Genomic DNA, 15,928 nt, shown 5'->3' with positions numbered 1-15,928 from the left:
CCTCTTTCATCGCTCCAGAATGCGGCGCTCTCGTGACCGACGCGACGCGCGCGACTGCCAATCTAGGGCGGACCTCAGACAGAGCGGCGGCCCTCGAACGCGCGGCCGAGGGTCACCTCGTCGGCGTATTCGAGGTCGCCGCCCACCGGCAGGCCGGACGCGAGCCGCGTCACCGAGATCTCGAGCGTGTGGAGCAGCCGGCTCAGATAGGTCGCCGTGGCCTCGCCCTCGAGATTGGGGTTGGTCGCCAGGATGACCTCCTGCACGGTGCCGTCGGCCAGTCGCTGCATGAGCTGTGTGATGCGCAGGTCATCGGGTCCGATGCCGGCGATCGGGCTGATCGCTCCGCCGAGCACGTGGTACAGCCCGCGGAACTCACGCGTGCGCTCGATCGCCGCGACGTCCTTCGCGTCTTCGACAACGCAGATCAGCGTCGCATTGCGGCGGGGGTCGCGGCAGATCGAGCAGCGGTCCTGCTCGGAGACGTTGCCGCACACCTCGCAGAAGCGCACCTTGTCGCGCACCTCGGCGAGCAGCGTCGCGAGATGCGCGACGTCGAAGTTCGGGGTCTGCAGGATGTGGAAGGTGATCCGCTGCGCCGACTTCGGCCCGATGCCGGGGAGGCGGCCGAACTCGTCGATGAGGTCCTGGACGATGCCTTCGTACATGCTCAGCTGAACCTTGTCGGCGGCTCGTACGGCTCTTCTCGCAGGAACGTGGCGCCCAGCACCTGACGCACCACGGCCTCGCCGTACCGCTGCACGCCGTCACCGCGGGCAGGCGCCACCGGCGGCAGCGGCGGCGCGACCACGGGCGGCACGGGCAGGTCGGCCGCGGCATCCGTCTCGTCGTCGTCATCGGCGTCGTCGTCGGGCTCGGTCGACGGCGCCACCTCGGCGGCCGGGAGCACGTCGCCTTCGCGGGGCGGGGCCAGCGTGGTGGTGCGGGTTCGGGCGGCGGCGTCCTCCGGCTCGTCGTCGACGGCGAACTGACCCGACGGCGGGACCGCAGCCGGTCCGGGGTCGGGCGGGGGCGCGTCGGCGTCGGACGGGATCGGCGCGACCGTCCACTCCGTGACGGGCGCCGCGGCCGCGGGCGCTGCCGCGCGTGCCTGTGCGGCGGGACGAGAGGGCGTCGGCGGCGGGGCGGGGGCGGTCTGGGGCGGTGCAGCCTTGCCGGACCCGGCGTCGTCGTGCTTGGCCAGGTACTTCACACGGATGCCGAGCACCGCCACGATCGCCTGGCGCAGGTCTTCGCTCGGCCCGCCGCCGGCGCTGCGCTGCTTGAACTTGCCGACGTCGGCCTGGCTGGAGAACGCGAGCGTGAGGACGTCGTCGTCGAGCCCGGTGACCTCGGCACCCGAGGCCAGCAGCCACGAGGTGCGGCTGATGTCTTCGAGGCGCGTGAGGATCTCGGGCCAGGACTCGCGCATGCGCTCGAGGGTGACCGGCCCGGTGGGACGTGGATCCACCGTGGCAGCAGGCACCTCAACGGCCGGCGCGGGCCGTGGATCTGGCACCGCGGCAGCGGGCACCTCAGCGACAGGCGCCGCAGCGGCCGGCGGTGCAGCAACAGGCGCCGCAGCCGCAGCGACCGGCGCCACGGCAACAGGCGCCACGGCAACCGCAGTCGCGGGCGCGACGGCGGTAGGGGCCGAGGCATCCGCTCCCCGCGCCAGCACGCGAGCGACCATGAGCTCCAGCTGCAGGCGGGGCGATGTGGCGCCCGTCATGTCGTCGAGCGTCGCGATGACGAGGTCGGCGGTGTGGGACAGGCGCGCGGTGCCGTACGTGTCGGCCTGGCGCTGCATGCGCGCGAGGTCTTCGGCGGACACCCCGCGCAGCACCGCCGCGGCGCCCTGGCCGGTCGCGGCGACGACGATGAGGTCGCGCAGGCGCTCGAGCAGGTCGTCGACGAATCGCCGGGGATCCTGACCGGTCTGCACCACTCGGTCGACCGCAGCGAATGCGGCCGAGGCGTTGCCGGCGGCGAAGGCGTCGACGACCTCGTCGAGCAGCTCGGCGTGCGTGTAGCCGAGCAGCGACACTGCGCGCTCGTAGCGCACCTTGCCCTCTTCGGACCCGGCGATGAGCTGATCGAGCAGCGACAGGGTGTCGCGGGGAGACCCGCCCCCGGCGCGCACGACGAGCGGGAGCACGCCGGGCTCGACCTCGACGCCCTCCGTCCGGCACAGCTGCTCGACGTACTCGAGCATGGCGCCCGGCGGCACGAGCCGGAACGGGTAGTGGTGCGTGCGGGAGCGGATGGTGCCGATGACCTTCTCGGGCTCGGTCGTCGCGAAGATGAACTTGACGTGGTCGGGCGGCTCTTCGACGAGCTTGAGCAGGGCGTTGAAGCCCTGCGGGGTGACCATGTGCGCCTCGTCGAGGATGAAGATCTTGAAGCGGTCGCGAGCCGGCGCGAAGACGGCGCGCTCACGCAGGTCGCGCGCATCGTCGACGCCGTTGTGGCTCGCGGCGTCGATCTCGACGACGTCGAGCGATCCGCTGCCGCCGCGGCCGAGCTCGACGCAGCTGTCGCACGTGCCGCACGGGGTGTCGGTGGGACCCGCCGCGCAGTTGAGGCAGCGCGCGAGGATCCTGGCCGAGGTGGTCTTGCCGCAGCCTCGCGGTCCGGAGAAGAGGTAGGCGTGGCCAACCCGGTCACCGCGGAGCGCCGTCATGAGCGGATCGGTGACCTGCGCCTGACCGATCATCTCGCCGAACGACTCGGGCCGGTAGCGGCGATACAGGGCTGTGGTCACGCCCCCAGCCTACGGCGTGCCCGCGACACGGCGGCAGGCCGTGGACAGGGCCTGCCGACCGCGCCAGGGCTAGACGTCGATGCCGTGCTCGACGTCGGTCGCTCCCAGGATGATCGGGATCGACGACGTCACCGTCGGGACGGAGGCCGACAGGTACGACCCGTCCTCGCGGCGCACATCGGTGAGCTGGCCGAGCGTCGGCCGGCCGGCGATGACGGGGCCCTGGCCCTCCAGGCGCACGACGACCTCTTCGCCCTCTCCGACGACGTACCCCACGCCCCGCACACTGAACCCGACCGGGTCCCCGTCGCTTGCGCGGATGCGCAGCTCGTCGCGGGTCACCGTGATCTGCAGCCGGGTGCCGTGCCAGTGCAGCACGAACGAGAGCTCGGGCCAGTCCGCGGGAAGGCGCGGGTCGAACGAGAGCTCCCCGTAGTGGTCGCGCATCCCTCCGAAGCCCGAGACGAGCGCCGTCCACACACCGCCGGCCGATGCCACGTGCACGCCGTCCGACGCATTGTGGTGCAGGTCCGCGAGGTCGACGAAGATCGACTGCCGGAAGTACTCGAGGGCCAGGTCCTGATACCCGACCTCGGCGGCGAGGATCGCCTGCACGACCGCCGACAGCGTGGAATCGCCCGTGGTCAGCGGGTCGTAGTACTCGAAGTCGGCGAGCTTGTCCTCATCGGAGAAGTGATTGCCCTGCAGGAACAGGGCGAGCACGACGTCGGCCTGCTTGAGCACCTGGTAGCGGTAGATCACCAGGGGGTGGAAGTGCAGGAGCAGCGGCCGCTTGTCGGGCGGGGTGTTCTCCAGGTCCCAGATCTCGCGCTCCAGGAACACGTGGTCCTGCGGGTGGATGCCCAGCGCCGGGCTGAACGGGATGTGCATGGCCTCCGCGGCCCGCTCCCAGCCCTCCGGCTCGCCCGGCTCGAGGCCCAGGCGGTCGACCATCTTGCGATAGACCTCGCCGTCGACCTCGGCCATCTCGCGGATCGTGCGGGCGGCGAAGCGCAGGTTGAAGCGCGCCATCACGTTCGTGAACAGGTTGTCGTTGACGACCGTCGTGTACTCGTCCGGCCCGGTGACGCCGTGGATGTGGAAGCTCTCCTCGCCGGCGCCGTCCATCGTGCGCCAGAAGCCGAGCGTCGCCCACAGGCGGGCCGTCTCCACGGCGATGTCGACGCCCTCGCGGTGGAGGAACTCGATGTCGTCGGTCGCACGGACGTACTTCGCGAGCGCGAAGCTGACATCGGCGTTGATGTGGTACTGCGCGGTGCCGGCCGCGTAGTACGCCGACGCCTCTTCGCCGTTGATCGTGCGCCACGGGAAGAGCGCGCCGTGCTCGTTGAGCTGGAAGGCGCGCTTGCGAGCCGCGGGGAGCATCAGGTAGCGCATGCGCAGCGCGTTCCGCGCCCACAGCGGGGTCGTGTACGCCAGGAACGGCAGGACATAGATCTCGGTGTCCCAGAAGTAGTGCCCGCTGTAGCCCGAGCCCGTCATGCCCTTCGCAGGCACGCCCTGCCCGTCGGCGCGCGCGGAAGCCTGCGCGAGCTGGAACAGGCACCACCGGGTCGCCTGCTGCAAGTCGTCGTGCCCGCCGATCCGCACATCTGACCGTTCCCAGAAGCCGTCGAGCCACTCGCGCTGACGCGCGGCGATCTGCGCGACGCCGGCGGCGAGCGCGCGGTCCAGCGTGCGACGGCAGCGGTCGACGAGCTCGCGGGCGGGAACGCCGCGGGACGTGTGATAGCTCACGACCTTGGTCACGCGGGTCGGCACGCCCGCCTTCGCCTGCACGCGGAAGACGTTCTTGGCGATGTCCGGCTCTATGAGCGTGCGAGCGCCGTACTCGTTCTCGGTCTCCACCACGTGGTCGGCGACGACGGCCACGGTCATCCCGGACTCCGTGACCCGGTACGACAGCGCCGAGCGCAGCTTGTCCTGCCAGTACTCCTGCGGCTGCAGCACGCGCACCTGGATGCGCTCCGCCTTGCGGGGATCGAACCCCGCCTTCTTCGGGGCGGTCGGCGTTCCGCCGTAGACGTCCTCGCCGTCCTGCCGGTTGAGGATCTGGCAGCTGACGGTCACGGGGGCGTCGTCGTTGAGGACGGTGACCTCCACCGTCATGACCACGAGGTGCTTCTCCTCGAACGACACCATCCGCTCGTAGTCGACGCGGACGTCCTTGCCCGAGGGGGTGGTCCACAGCACGCGGCGGCGCAACACGCCGTCGCGCATGTCCAGGCTGCGCTCGTAGTCGCGCACGTCGGCCACGTCGAGCGACAGCGGCTCGTCGTCGACGTACACGCGCATGACCTTCGCGTCGGGCGCGTTGATGATGGTCTGGCCGACCTCCGCGAATCCGTACGCCTGCTCGGCATGGCGGATCGGGAACGTCTCGTGGAAGCCGTTGATGAACGTGCCGTCCTCGTGCGCGTCGCGCCCCTCGGGGTGGTTGCCCCGCATGCCGAGGTAGCCGTTGCCGATGGCGAACAGCGTCTCGGTGACGCCGGTGTCCTCGAGATCGAAGGACGTCTCGACGAGACGCCAGGGGTCGACGGGGAATCGGTCGCGGTCCATCATGCGGTGAACTCCTCCAGGTCCTTGACGATCACGTGTGCACCGGCGTCGCGCAGCGCCTGCTCACCGGCGCCGCGGTCGACGCCGACCACCAGCGCGAATCCGCCGGCGACGGCCGACGCCACGCCGCTCAGCGCGTCCTCGACGGCTGCGCTGCGAGCGGGGTCGACGTCGAGCATCTTCGCCGCCTCGACGAAGACGTCGGGAGCGGGCTTGGAGGAAAGGTGGTCCCGCTCGGCGATGACGCCGTCCATGACGACCGCGAACCGGTCGCGGATGCCGGCCACGGCCAGTACCTCTTCGGCGTTCTTCGAGCTGGAGACGACGGCGACGGTCGTGCCGGCGGCGGCGAGCGCGTCCAGCAGGGCGAGCGACCCCGGGTAGGCGGCGATGCCGTCCTCCCGGAGCACCTTCTCGAACACGACGTTCTTGCGGTTGCCGATGCCGCACACGGTGTCCGCCGACACCGGATCGGACGGATCACCCCAGGGCACTTCGACGTCGCGCGAGCGCAGCAGGCTCGCGACACCGTCGTAGCGCTTCTTGCCGTCGAGGTGATCGAAGTAGTCGCGCTCGGTGTACGCCGGCGAGATGTCCCACGCGGCGAAGAGCTCTTCGAACATGGTCTGCCAGGCGTGCATGTGCACTTCGGCGGTCGGGGTCAGGACACCGTCCAGATCGAACAGCACGGCGTCATAGGAGGTCAGGTCGGGCAGGGCGTCCATAGGCACTCCACCAGGGTAGCGAGGGCAGGTTACGGGCGGGCGACAGTGAGGGTCTGCCGGGCGATCTCCAGCTCCTCGTCGGTGGGGACGATCAGCACCGTCACGGCCGAGGCATCCGTCGAGATGATCCGGATGCCGCGCCCCGGCGCCAGGTTGCGCTCCTCGTCGATCTCGACGCCGGCGAACCCCAGCGTCTCGAGCGCGGCGGAGCGCACCAGGGGCGCGTTCTCGCCCACGCCCGCCGTGAATGTGATGACGTCGGCGCCGCCCAGCTGCGCGAGGTAGGCGCCGGCGTACGCGCGGAGACGGTGGACGTACACCTCGTAGGCGAGGAGCGCTCGCTGGTCGCCGTTCGCGATGGCCGCGCGGATGTCGCGGAGGTCGGACGAGCCGGCGAGGCCCACCATGCCGCTGCGCTTGTTGAGGAGATCGTCGAGGTCGTCGATCGACATGTTCTCGCGGCGCGCCAGATGGAACAGCACGGCCGGGTCGATGTCGCCCGAGCGGGTTCCCATGACGAGCCCCTCGAGCGGGGTGAACCCCATCGACGTCTCGACCGACCGGCCGCCGTCGATCGCCGTCACCGACGCGCCGTTGCCGAGGTGGAAGACGATCTGCTTGAGGCTCTCGAGCGGCCGGCCGAGGAAGGCCGCCGCCGTCTCGCTGACGAACTTGTGGGAGGTGCCGTGGAACCCGTAGCGGCGGATGCGGTGCGTTTCGGCGAGCTGCGCATCGATGGCGTAGGTGAAGGCTGCCGGGGCCAGAGTCTGGTGGAATGCGGTGTCGAAGACCGCGACGTGCGGGACGCCGGGGAACGACTTCTTCGCGGCGACGATCCCGGCGAGGTTGGCCGGGTTGTGGAGCGGCGCCAGGACGGACAGCTCGTCGATGTTGATCTCGACGAGGGGCGTGATCAGCGTCGGCTCGAAGAAGCGCGCACCGCCGTGGACGACGCGATGCCCGACCGCGACGGGAGGATGCTCGGCGAGGGAGGGCCCGTCCGCGGCGAACGCGTCGAGCATGACCTGGAATCCGGCCGTGTGGTCGGCGATCGGGAGCTCGCGCGTCTGGGTCGCGTTGAGCATGGTCGTCGCCGGCCCGTCGGCGGGCTGAGCGACCACGGTGTGGGAGGAGTGGCCGGCGGGCTCGCCGATGCGCTCCACCAGGCCGGAGGCCAGGGTGCTCTCGGTCTCCATGTCGATCAGCTGGTACTTGAAGGACGAGGATCCGCTGTTGACGACCAGCACCGGGGTCATGGTCACTCCCCCTGCGCCTGGATCGCGGTGATCGCGATGGTGTTGACGATGTCGTCGACGAGTGCGCCGCGCGAGAGGTCGTTGATCGGCTTGTTGAGCCCCTGCAGGACCGGTCCGATCGCGACCGCGCCGGCCGAGCGCTGCACCGCCTTGTAGGTGTTGTTCCCCGTGTTCAGGTCGGGGAACACGAACACGGTCGCCCGGCCCGCGACCTCGGATCCGGGCATCTTGGCCGCGGCGACCGCGGCGTCGGCGGCCGCGTCGTACTGGATCGGCCCCTCCACGAGCAGCTCGGGGGCGCGCCGGCGCACGAGGGCCGTGGCATCCCGCACCTTCTCGACGTCGGCGCCCGACCCGGACTCGCCCGTCGAGTACGACAGCATCGCGATGCGCGGATCGATGCCGAACTGGCTCGCGGTGGCGGCCGACGATATGGCGATGTCGGCGAGCTGCTCGGAGGTGGGATCGGGGACGACGGCGCAGTCGCCGTAGACGAGCACCCGATCGGCCAGCGCCATGAGGAACACGCTCGACACAACCGAGACGCCGGGCTTCGTCTTGATGATCTCGAAGGCCGGGCGGATGGTGTGCGCGGTCGTGTGGGCCGCGCCAGACACCATGCCGTCGGCGAGGCCGAGGTGCACCATGAGCGTTCCGAAGTACGACACGTCGGTCACCGTGTCGGCGGCTTTCGACAGCGTGACGCCCTTGTGCGCCCGGAGCCGTGCGTACTCCTCGGCGAACTTGTGGACGTGCACGGCGTCGAACGGGCTGAGCACCTCGGCCCCGCCGATGTCGATGCCGAGCTCGATCGCCCGGGCGCGCACCTCGAACGGCTCGCCGAGGATCGTGAGGTCGGCAATTCCGCGCTTGAGCACGGTGGCGGCGGCGCGGAGCACCCGGTCGTCCTCGCCCTCGGGGAGCACGATGCGCTTGCGCTCGGATCGGGCGCGCTCGATGAGCTGGAACTCGAACATGAGCGGGGTCACGACGGTCGCCCGTGCCACGCCGAACGCCCGCAGCAGCTCGTCGGTGTCGACGTTCTGCTCGAAGAGCGAGAGCGCCGTGTCGTAGCGGCGCTGCGAGTCCGCGGCCAGGCGCCCGCGCGTGCTCATCACCCGCGCGGCCGTCTCATACGTGCCGAGGTCGGTGGTGATGATGGGAACGTTCGAACCGAGTCCGTCGAGCAGACGGGTGATCGGCTCGGGAAGCTCGAAGCCCCCGTTGAGGACGATGCCGGAGATCGACGGGAAGGTGCCGGATGCGTTCGCGAGCAGGGTGGCGAGCAGGACCTCGGAGCGGTCGGCCGGGATGATCACGACGGCGCCTTCGAGCAGGCGCGGCAGCACGTTGACCATCGACATGCCGGCGACCACGACGCCGAGCGCCTCCCTGGTCAGCCGGTCGGGATCGCCCGCCAGCAGCTCGCCGCCGACGGCGCGCATGATGCCCCGGATCGACGGGGCGACCAGGTACCGGTCCTCGGGGATGGCCCACACCGGCACGGCCTGGGGCGTCGCAGACCCGTGCCCGTCCACGGCGCGCCGGATGGCCGCGATCGTCGCGACCGCCTCGTCGGGCTCGGTGCGGTTGGCGACCACCGCGAACAGCTGGGCACGGCCGTGGGCGAGCTCGGCGAGCGCCAGGTCGGCGATCTGCCCCATCTCGGCCGGTGTGCGGGGCTGCGACGAGCCGAGCTGCTCAGGCTGCGTCTGTCCCTGCGACGAGCGACCGCCGAGCACGAGCAGCACGGGCGCGCCCAGGTTGGCCGCGATCCGGGCGTTGTACGCGAGCTCGGCCGGGCTGCCGACATCGGTGTAGTCGCTGCCCAGGATGACGACCGCGTCGCACTGCGCCTCGACGGCCTTGTAGCGCTCGACGATCACGGCGAGCGCGGCATCCGGATCCTGGCGCACGTCGTCATAGGTGACCCCGATGCAGTCGTCGTACGCCAGATCGACGCCGTCGTGGTCGACGAGCATCTCGAGCACGTAGTCGGGTTCGACGGTCGACCGGGCGATCGCGCGGAAGACGCCGACCCGGGGCGTGGCGTGACTGAAGGCATCGAGCACCCCCAGCGCGACCGTGGACTTGCCCGAGTGACCTTCTGCCGACGTGATGAAGATGCTCTGAGCCACGGCTCCAGCCTATGGGGGGTGGCTACACTCCGGGCTATGACCGAACCCCGCCCCGGCATCGACGTGCCCGACCACCGCGGCCGCACCGGACTCGACCGGACCGGACGCGACCTCGACGGCAACCCGGACGTGCGGGTGACCGACGTCGAACTGCTCGCGGCAGCCTGGCACGTGCTGCGCCGCACGACCCTGGAGTACCGCGGACCGTCGGGCGAGTGGGAGACCCAGCAGCGCGAGACGTACGACCGCGGCAACGGCGCCACCGTGCTGCTGTACGACCCGCACCGTCGCACGGTGCTGCTGACGCGTCAGTTCCGCTACCCCGTCTACGTCAACGATCACGCGGACGGCATGCTCGTCGAGACCGCCGCGGGACTGCTGGACGACGACGACCCGGCGACCGCGATCCGCCGCGAGGCCGCGGAGGAGACCGGCGTGGAGGTCGGCGAGCTCGAGCACGTGTGGGACGTGTACATGAGCCCCGGATCGGTCACCGAGCGCCTGCACTTCTTCGCCGCTCCCTACGACGGCGGCGGCCGCATCGGCGAGCGGGGCGGGCTCGCCCACGAGGGCGAGCACATCGAGCTGCTCGAGCCGGGGATCGACGAGGCGCTCGCGATGATCCGCGACGGTCGCATCCAGGACGCCAAGACCATCATGCTGCTGCAGTGGGCCGTGCTCGAGGGCCCCTTCGCCCGCTGATCGGCGGCCCGCGAGGGGCCTTCCGGGGTGCACCCGGGAAAATTAAGACTCTCCGCGAACCCGGCAGAGCCTGGTTACCCTTGCTACGTTTCCGTCCTGGGGGAGTTGGCCTGGATGCCGCCTCGCGGAGAGCTGGGTCAAGTCTAACCCGGTTGCGCGACGCTCTGTGCCCGGGGCGATCCGTACGCGTGCAGTGATCTCCCAGGCCCACAGCGGCCCCGCCGTTGTTACCATCGGAAGAGTGGGCGGTCGATGGGGCCTCGCTCACCGGCTGACCCGCCCGTACGGGCCGGTCCGAGGGAGGTCGCGATGATCGATGCCACGGTTGCCGACGCGGTGGGTGCGCTCACGGCCGAGGACTTCGCCCGCCGCACGGATGCGATCCTCGCGTCCGTCGGCAGTGTGATCGACGGCAAGCCCGAAGCGGTGCGCAGCGCCTTGGTGTGCCTGCTCGCGGAAGGGCATCTGCTCATCGAGGACGTGCCGGGCGTCGGCAAGACCATGCTCGCCCGAGCGCTCGCGGCCTCTGTGGATGCGACGGTCCGCCGCATCCAGTTCACTCCCGACCTCCTCCCCGGCGACGTGACCGGGGTGAGCGTATTCAATCCGGTCGACCGGGAGTTCGAGTTCAAGCCCGGTGCGATCTTCGCGAACATCGTGATCGCCGACGAGATCAACCGCTCCTCCCCCAAGACGCAGTCGGCGCTGCTCGAGGCGATGGAGGAAGGTCAGGTCACGGTCGACGGCCAGACCCACATGCTCCCGGCGCCGTTCCTCGTCGTCGCCACGCAGAACCCGCTCGAGATGGAGGGCACGTACGCCCTGCCCGAAGCGCAGCGGGACCGGTTCATGATGCGCATCTCGATGGGCTACCCGGACCAGCGCTCCGAGGCGCTCATGCTGCGCCAGCGCGACACGCTCAACCCGCTCGACCAGCTCGCCGCCGTGGTCACGGCCGAGCAGGTCACCGAGCTCGTCGCCTGGGCCCGCGCCGTGCACGTCGCCCCGCCGATCGAGGACTACGCCGTCGCCCTCGCCCACGCGACCCGCGTCCACTCCGACCTGCGCCTGGGCGCGAGCCCCCGGGCCACCCTGCAGCTCGCGCGCGCGGCCAAGGTGTGGGCAGCCCTCGACGGCCGCAGCTTCGTCATCCCCGACGACATCACGGCGCTCCTCGTGCCGGTGTTCGCCCACCGCCTGATTCCCACGCGCTCCGCCGGAGGCGCCCGCGCCCGGGGCGCGGCCGACGCCATCACCACGATCCTCGAGCGCATCGCGGCCAGCGTGCGCGTCCCCATCGCCGCCCGTCAGTGAGTTCGCGATGAGACGCCTGTGGCCGCTGACCGTGCGAGGCACGGGCGCGCTCATCCTCGCGATCGCCTGCTTCGTGGCCGCGAACGAGGTCGGCGTCACCGAGCTCCTCTACTTCGGCATCCTGCTGCTCGCCGTGATCGGGGCGAGCGTGGCCTCGCTGTACCTCACGCGACGCTCCGACGTCGTGACGCGGTCGCTGGCGCCGGATGTCGCGACCGTCGGCCGCGACTCGCGGGTGACCGTCCGGGTCGGGGTGCGCACCGCCGTTCCCACCCCGCCGGGCACCTGGCACGACGCGCTGCCGAAGGGGCTCACGGGCACCCCTGAGGGCATCTTCCCCGCGCTGGGCTCCGGCCTCCGCGGCGGCGAGCGCGTGGTCGACCTCGAGTACACGGTCACGGGCACGAGGCGCGGCATCCACTCGATCGGCCCGCTTTCGGTGCGAGCGACCGACCCGTTCGGACTCGCACGCCGCCGGACTCTGTTCGGCGAGCGCACGCGGGTCACGGTGGCGCCGGCTCTGGTGGACCTCCCCCCGCTCACCGACTTCGCCGGCGAGACCGGCGGCACCCTCCACACGACGACGAACCAGCTGGGCCAGGGCGCCGACAACCTGGTGGCGCGCCCGTATGTGTCCGGAGACTCCATGCGCCGCATCCACTGGCGGGCGACCGCCCACCGGGACGAGCTCATGGTGCGCCAGGAGGAGCAGGAGTCCACCCCCGAGGCGAGCGTCGTGCTCGACCGCGGCGCACTGCGGTGGGCGGCAGAGGCCATGCAGGCGCCGGGCGCGGACCCGGGGTTCGAGGCCGCGGTATCGGCGTGCGTCTCGGCGGTCGCCCGGCTGGTGCACGACGGCTACGCCGTCGAGGTGCTCGACTCCGACGGCACGGCGCTGGCCGAGCGCATCGACGGCGGCGACATGGCCGAGGTCGAGGGACTCCTCACCCACTTCGCGACGCTCACCGCCCGCCGCGACGACAGTCTGGCCCGGCTCCCGCGCCTGTTCGCCGGGGTGATGACCGGGCCGGTGATCCTGATCGTGGGCCGATTCGATCCCCCGGATGCCGAGGCCATCGCCCCGATCGCCCACCACAGCACCCTTCCCATGGTGTTCGCGGTGGCGCCCGTCGGAGACGCCCTCGACATCGCCGCCGACAGCGGCTGGCGCGTGGGCGCGATCGATCCCGAGGGCGACCTGGCGGTGGCCTGGGGGAACGCGGTCGGGCGAGGGATGAGCCATGTCATCGTCTGACCCGATCGACCTGCGTTCCGCGCGCCGCGGCGGCGAGCGGGTGCTGACGATCGCGATCCTCGCGGCACTGCTGGCGGCGCTCATCCCGGTCCTCCGGGTCGTCGAGCCCGGCGGCTGGCTGCTCGGCTCGGTGGTCATCGCGACGCTGGTGCTCGTCGCCGGCTTCTTCGCCCGCCGCTACCGTCTTCCGGCGGTCGCCGTCAGCCTCATCGAGGCCGGCGTCTGGGTCGCGGTGATGACGGCGGTGTTCCTGCGCGACACTGCGCTCCTGTGGATCATCCCCACACCGGCGACCGTTCGCGCGGTGCCCGCGCTGGTGGACGACGCGATGAGCGCGATCGTCTACGGCGCCGCCCCGCTCGAGCCGTCTCCCGAGCTCGCGTTCCTCATCGTCGGGGCGATGGGACTGCTCGCGATCATCGTCGATCACGTCGTGCTCACCGCGCGGATGCCGCTCCTCGCATCGATCGGCATCGTCGCGGTGTCTCTGATCCCCGCGATCGCCGTTCCCCGGCAGGTGGACGTGATGGCGTTCGTCTTCCTCGCCGTCGCCATCCTCTTCCTGATCCGGGCCGAGACGCGCTCGCGCGAGCGGCCGCTCGAACGCACCGCCGAGCGCACCGCCGGAGTGCCCGCGACCGCGGTCGGCATCGGCGCCATCGCCGTCATCGTCGCGGTCGTCGCCACCCCGCTCCTGCCCCAGCCCGGCGTGCGCGCGGGCGGCGGGCTCGGCCCGGGCCCCGGCATCGACGCGACGCTTCAGCTCGGCGACGACCTGCGCCGCCCGCAGGAGGTCGAGGTCCTGCGCGTCAGGTCGGACTCCCCCACCGCCCCGTACCTGCGGGCGACCACGCTGTCCCGGTTCGAGGGCGGCGTGTGGGAGCCCGACCGGGTGCGCACGGTGCCGCTCGACAGCGAGCTCGGCCTCGGCCGGGTGAGCGTGCCCCCCGGGGTGCGCGTGTCCGAGTTCACCACCACGGTCGAGGTCGTGAACCTCGCCTCGGTGTGGCTGCCCGTGTCGTATCCCGCCGTGGAGGTCACGGGGCTCGACGGCCGCTGGGCTGCCGTGCCGTACAACCGCACCGTGATCTCGCAGTCGGGGACCACCCAGGGACAGACCTACGACGTCGTCTCCAACCAGCCGCGGCCGACCCTCGAGCAGATCCGCCAATACAACGCCGGCGGGCCGGAGCTGCGCGACGAGACGACGGAGGTGCCCCCCGGCACGCCGGAGATCATCGCCTTTCTCGCGGCCGAGGTCACCGCAGAGGCGACCAACGACTACGACCGGCTGATCGCCCTGCAGCGCTGGTTCCGCGGCGGCGAGTTCCGCTACTCCCTCGAGGCGCCCGTCGAGGACGGCTTCGACGGGAGCGGCGCCGAGGCGGTCGCCCAGTTCCTCGAGCAGCGCGAGGGCTACTGCATCCACTTCGCCTCCGCGTTCGCGCTGATGGCGCGCACCCTCCACATGCCGACCCGCGTCGTCGTCGGGTACCTCCCCGGCGTCGCCACCACCGATGTCGTCGAGTCGGAGACCGTCTACTCGGTGTCGAGCTCCCTGCTCCACGCCTGGCCGGAGGTGTACTTCGACAACGTGGGCTGGATCTCGTTCGAGCCCACCGCGGGCCTCGGCGTGCCGACATCCTTCCTGCCGGCGGCGTCCGTGCCGGGCGCGACCGACCCCGACGGCCCGACCCCGGGCGCGACCCCCGCGCCGTCGTCGACTCCCGGGCTCGATCCGAACGATCCCTTGAACCCGCGCGACGAGGCTCTTCCCGGCACCCCGCTCACGAACGCGAACCCGCTCCCCGCGCTCGGCGTGGTCCTGCTCATCCTGTTGGTGCTCGCGCTGCCGTTCCTGGTGCGCCAGCTGCGCCACCGCCAGCTCACGGTCGCGGCGCGCGGAGGCGATGCCGCCTCGGCGTGGACGATCGTCCAGGATGCCGCGATCGACGTCGGCATCGCCGTCCCGGCCAGCGAGAGCCCCCGGGCGTTCGCCCAGCGGCTGGTCGAACGCCACGGCGTCTCCGCCGACGACATGTACACCCTGGCGACCGCGATCGAACGGGCCTCCTACGGTCCGCAGGGCGTGCGCGACTACTGGCTGGGCGATGCCGCCTTCGACGCCGCGACCGCGGTGCGGTCGACACTGCTGGCTTCCGCTCCCCTGTCGAGGCGCATCCTCGCCGTGATCGCCCCGCGCTCGCTCATCGTGCGCCCGGGGAGCGTGTACGCAGGGACGGCCCCCGCGACCAGGTAGGATGGTCTGCGGTCCTCCGGGGCCATGGAGGATTCGCCTAGTGGCCTATGGCGCACGCTTGGAAAGCGTGTTGAGTGAAAGCTCTCAGGGGTTCGAATCCCCTATCCTCCGCCGCTCCGATCCCAGTGTTTTCAAGGGATTTTTCGTCCGTCCAGGTCGCGTGACACACCTACTGGCACAGTTAAGGCCGATTTCGACCCCTCCAGAGGCCTGATTTTCCGCGGTTCGCTGATCGTGTGGAACTGGCCTGTTGCGACATGGCTGGCTCATGTCATGGGCGGAGCTAGCGGTTTTCGGACACGCTTCTGAGGCATCTGTTGTGTCGCTCGGCATGTGCCGGCTCTTCTCCGCCGCGAGAGTGTAGCGACCGCGCGAGGCTGCGTCCCGGGCTTTCGACGGCATATCCTCGGCGCTTCGCGCCTCCGACCCTTCTATGGGCTCTGTCAAGGCCGGGCAGCGCTGCTTCGGTGTGCAAGGATCGCCGCGTGACGGACGATTTGGGTGTTGAGGATACCGATGACGGCGAGGGCCACGTGATCGTCAGCTTCACGGTGATCAGCGTGGCTCCCATCGAAGGACTGGCGCAGTACTTGAGTGAGTCCAGAACGCCTGCGGATGAGTTCTTCTACGATCTCGGAACGACGTCGTTCGAAGAGCGGGAAGCGGAAGCTCGAGCGGACAGGCTCGAGGCCACCATCAATGCGTTTCTCGACCTCCTAGAGCCGATTCCTCATGAGGCGCTGCATGATCCCGGGGCGTTCGTCCGGCTGTTCATGACTCTGTGTCGGGGCGCCGAGACCATCCACGCAAAGACCTTGAAGCGGCTCGCGGATGCGAACGCCACCATCTGGATCGATGCATAGGACGCCCCCTCCGACAGCGAGAGGGTAGCGGTTGGGCGCGGCTCCGTTCCCTCGCTCGCTATTTGCAG

11 protein-coding genes, 1 tRNA gene and 1 other RNA gene are annotated in these 15,928 nt (G+C 70.8%); 6 read left to right on the top strand and 7 right to left on the bottom strand.

The window, feature by feature from the left end; all coding sequences use genetic code 11:
- Positions 1-74: 74 nt before the first annotated feature.
- The 6 genes from recR to pta form a co-directional block, all read right to left on the bottom strand.
- A complete protein-coding gene (gene recR, locus SOM19_RS14730) occupies positions 75-668 on the bottom strand; it encodes a recombination mediator RecR (RefSeq protein WP_320487338.1) in 594 nt (197 codons plus the stop codon).
- 2 nt (positions 669-670) lie between these two features.
- Positions 671-2,764: a DNA polymerase III subunit gamma and tau gene (locus SOM19_RS14725; RefSeq protein ID WP_320487337.1), complete on the bottom strand. Its 2,094-nt coding sequence runs from the start codon at positions 2,762-2,764 to the stop codon at positions 671-673.
- A gap of 69 nt (positions 2,765-2,833) precedes the next feature.
- Positions 2,834-5,350 carry a glycoside hydrolase family 65 protein gene (locus SOM19_RS14720; RefSeq protein WP_320487336.1) on the bottom strand — a complete coding sequence of 839 codons (2,517 nt, stop codon included), beginning with the start codon at positions 5,348-5,350 and terminating at the stop codon, positions 2,834-2,836.
- The gene (locus SOM19_RS14715) at positions 5,347-6,072 is read right to left on the bottom strand and encodes an HAD family hydrolase (protein WP_320487748.1); all 726 of its coding nucleotides are present in this window, start codon (positions 6,070-6,072) and stop codon (positions 5,347-5,349) included. Before SOM19_RS14715 ends, SOM19_RS14720 begins: the two co-directional genes overlap by 4 nt.
- 29 nt (positions 6,073-6,101) lie before the next feature.
- Positions 6,102-7,328, bottom strand: a complete 1,227-nt coding sequence (locus SOM19_RS14710) for an acetate/propionate family kinase (RefSeq protein WP_320487335.1) — start codon at positions 7,326-7,328, stop codon at positions 6,102-6,104.
- A 2-nt stretch (positions 7,329-7,330) separates the two neighbouring features.
- A complete protein-coding gene (pta, locus tag SOM19_RS14705; RefSeq protein ID WP_320487334.1) occupies positions 7,331-9,466 on the bottom strand; it encodes a phosphate acetyltransferase in 2,136 nt (711 codons plus the stop codon).
- A gap of 36 nt (positions 9,467-9,502) precedes the next feature.
- Between pta and SOM19_RS14700 the strand changes: the two genes are divergently transcribed.
- Positions 9,503-10,168: an NUDIX domain-containing protein gene (locus tag SOM19_RS14700; protein ID WP_320487333.1), complete on the top strand. Its 666-nt coding sequence runs from the start codon at positions 9,503-9,505 to the stop codon at positions 10,166-10,168.
- A 40-nt stretch (positions 10,169-10,208) separates the two neighbouring features.
- Here the strand turns inward: SOM19_RS14700 and ffs are convergent.
- Positions 10,209-10,305: signal recognition particle sRNA small type (gene ffs / locus SOM19_RS14695), an RNA gene on the bottom strand.
- A gap of 172 nt (positions 10,306-10,477) precedes the next feature.
- On the opposite strand from ffs, the gene SOM19_RS14690 reads away from it, so the two are divergent.
- The 5 genes from SOM19_RS14690 to SOM19_RS14670 all read left to right on the top strand — a co-directional run bounded on the left by SOM19_RS14690 (position 10,478) and on the right by SOM19_RS14670 (position 15,860).
- Positions 10,478-11,482, top strand: coding sequence for an AAA family ATPase (locus tag SOM19_RS14690; RefSeq protein WP_320487332.1), 1,005 nt, complete (start codon positions 10,478-10,480; stop codon positions 11,480-11,482).
- A gap of 7 nt (positions 11,483-11,489) precedes the next feature.
- Positions 11,490-12,737, top strand: a complete 1,248-nt coding sequence (locus tag SOM19_RS14685) for a DUF58 domain-containing protein (protein WP_320487331.1) — start codon at positions 11,490-11,492, stop codon at positions 12,735-12,737.
- On the top strand, positions 12,724-14,997 hold the full coding sequence (locus tag SOM19_RS14680) for a transglutaminase TgpA family protein (RefSeq protein WP_320487330.1): 2,274 nt from the start codon (positions 12,724-12,726) through the stop codon (positions 14,995-14,997). The genes SOM19_RS14685 and SOM19_RS14680 overlap by 14 nt, the downstream gene beginning before the upstream one ends.
- 26 nt (positions 14,998-15,023) lie before the next feature.
- Positions 15,024-15,108: transfer RNA gene (locus SOM19_RS14675), tRNA-Ser, on the top strand.
- A 374-nt stretch (positions 15,109-15,482) separates the two neighbouring features.
- Positions 15,483-15,860, top strand: coding sequence for a hypothetical protein (locus SOM19_RS14670; protein ID WP_320487329.1), 378 nt, complete (start codon positions 15,483-15,485; stop codon positions 15,858-15,860).
- Positions 15,861-15,928 lie beyond the last annotated feature (68 nt).

The organism is Microbacterium sp. CFBP9034 (assembly GCF_034045255.1).
GTDB lineage: Bacteria > Actinomycetota > Actinomycetes > Actinomycetales > Microbacteriaceae > Microbacterium.
This window is presented reverse-complemented; position numbering and strand designations above follow the sequence as displayed.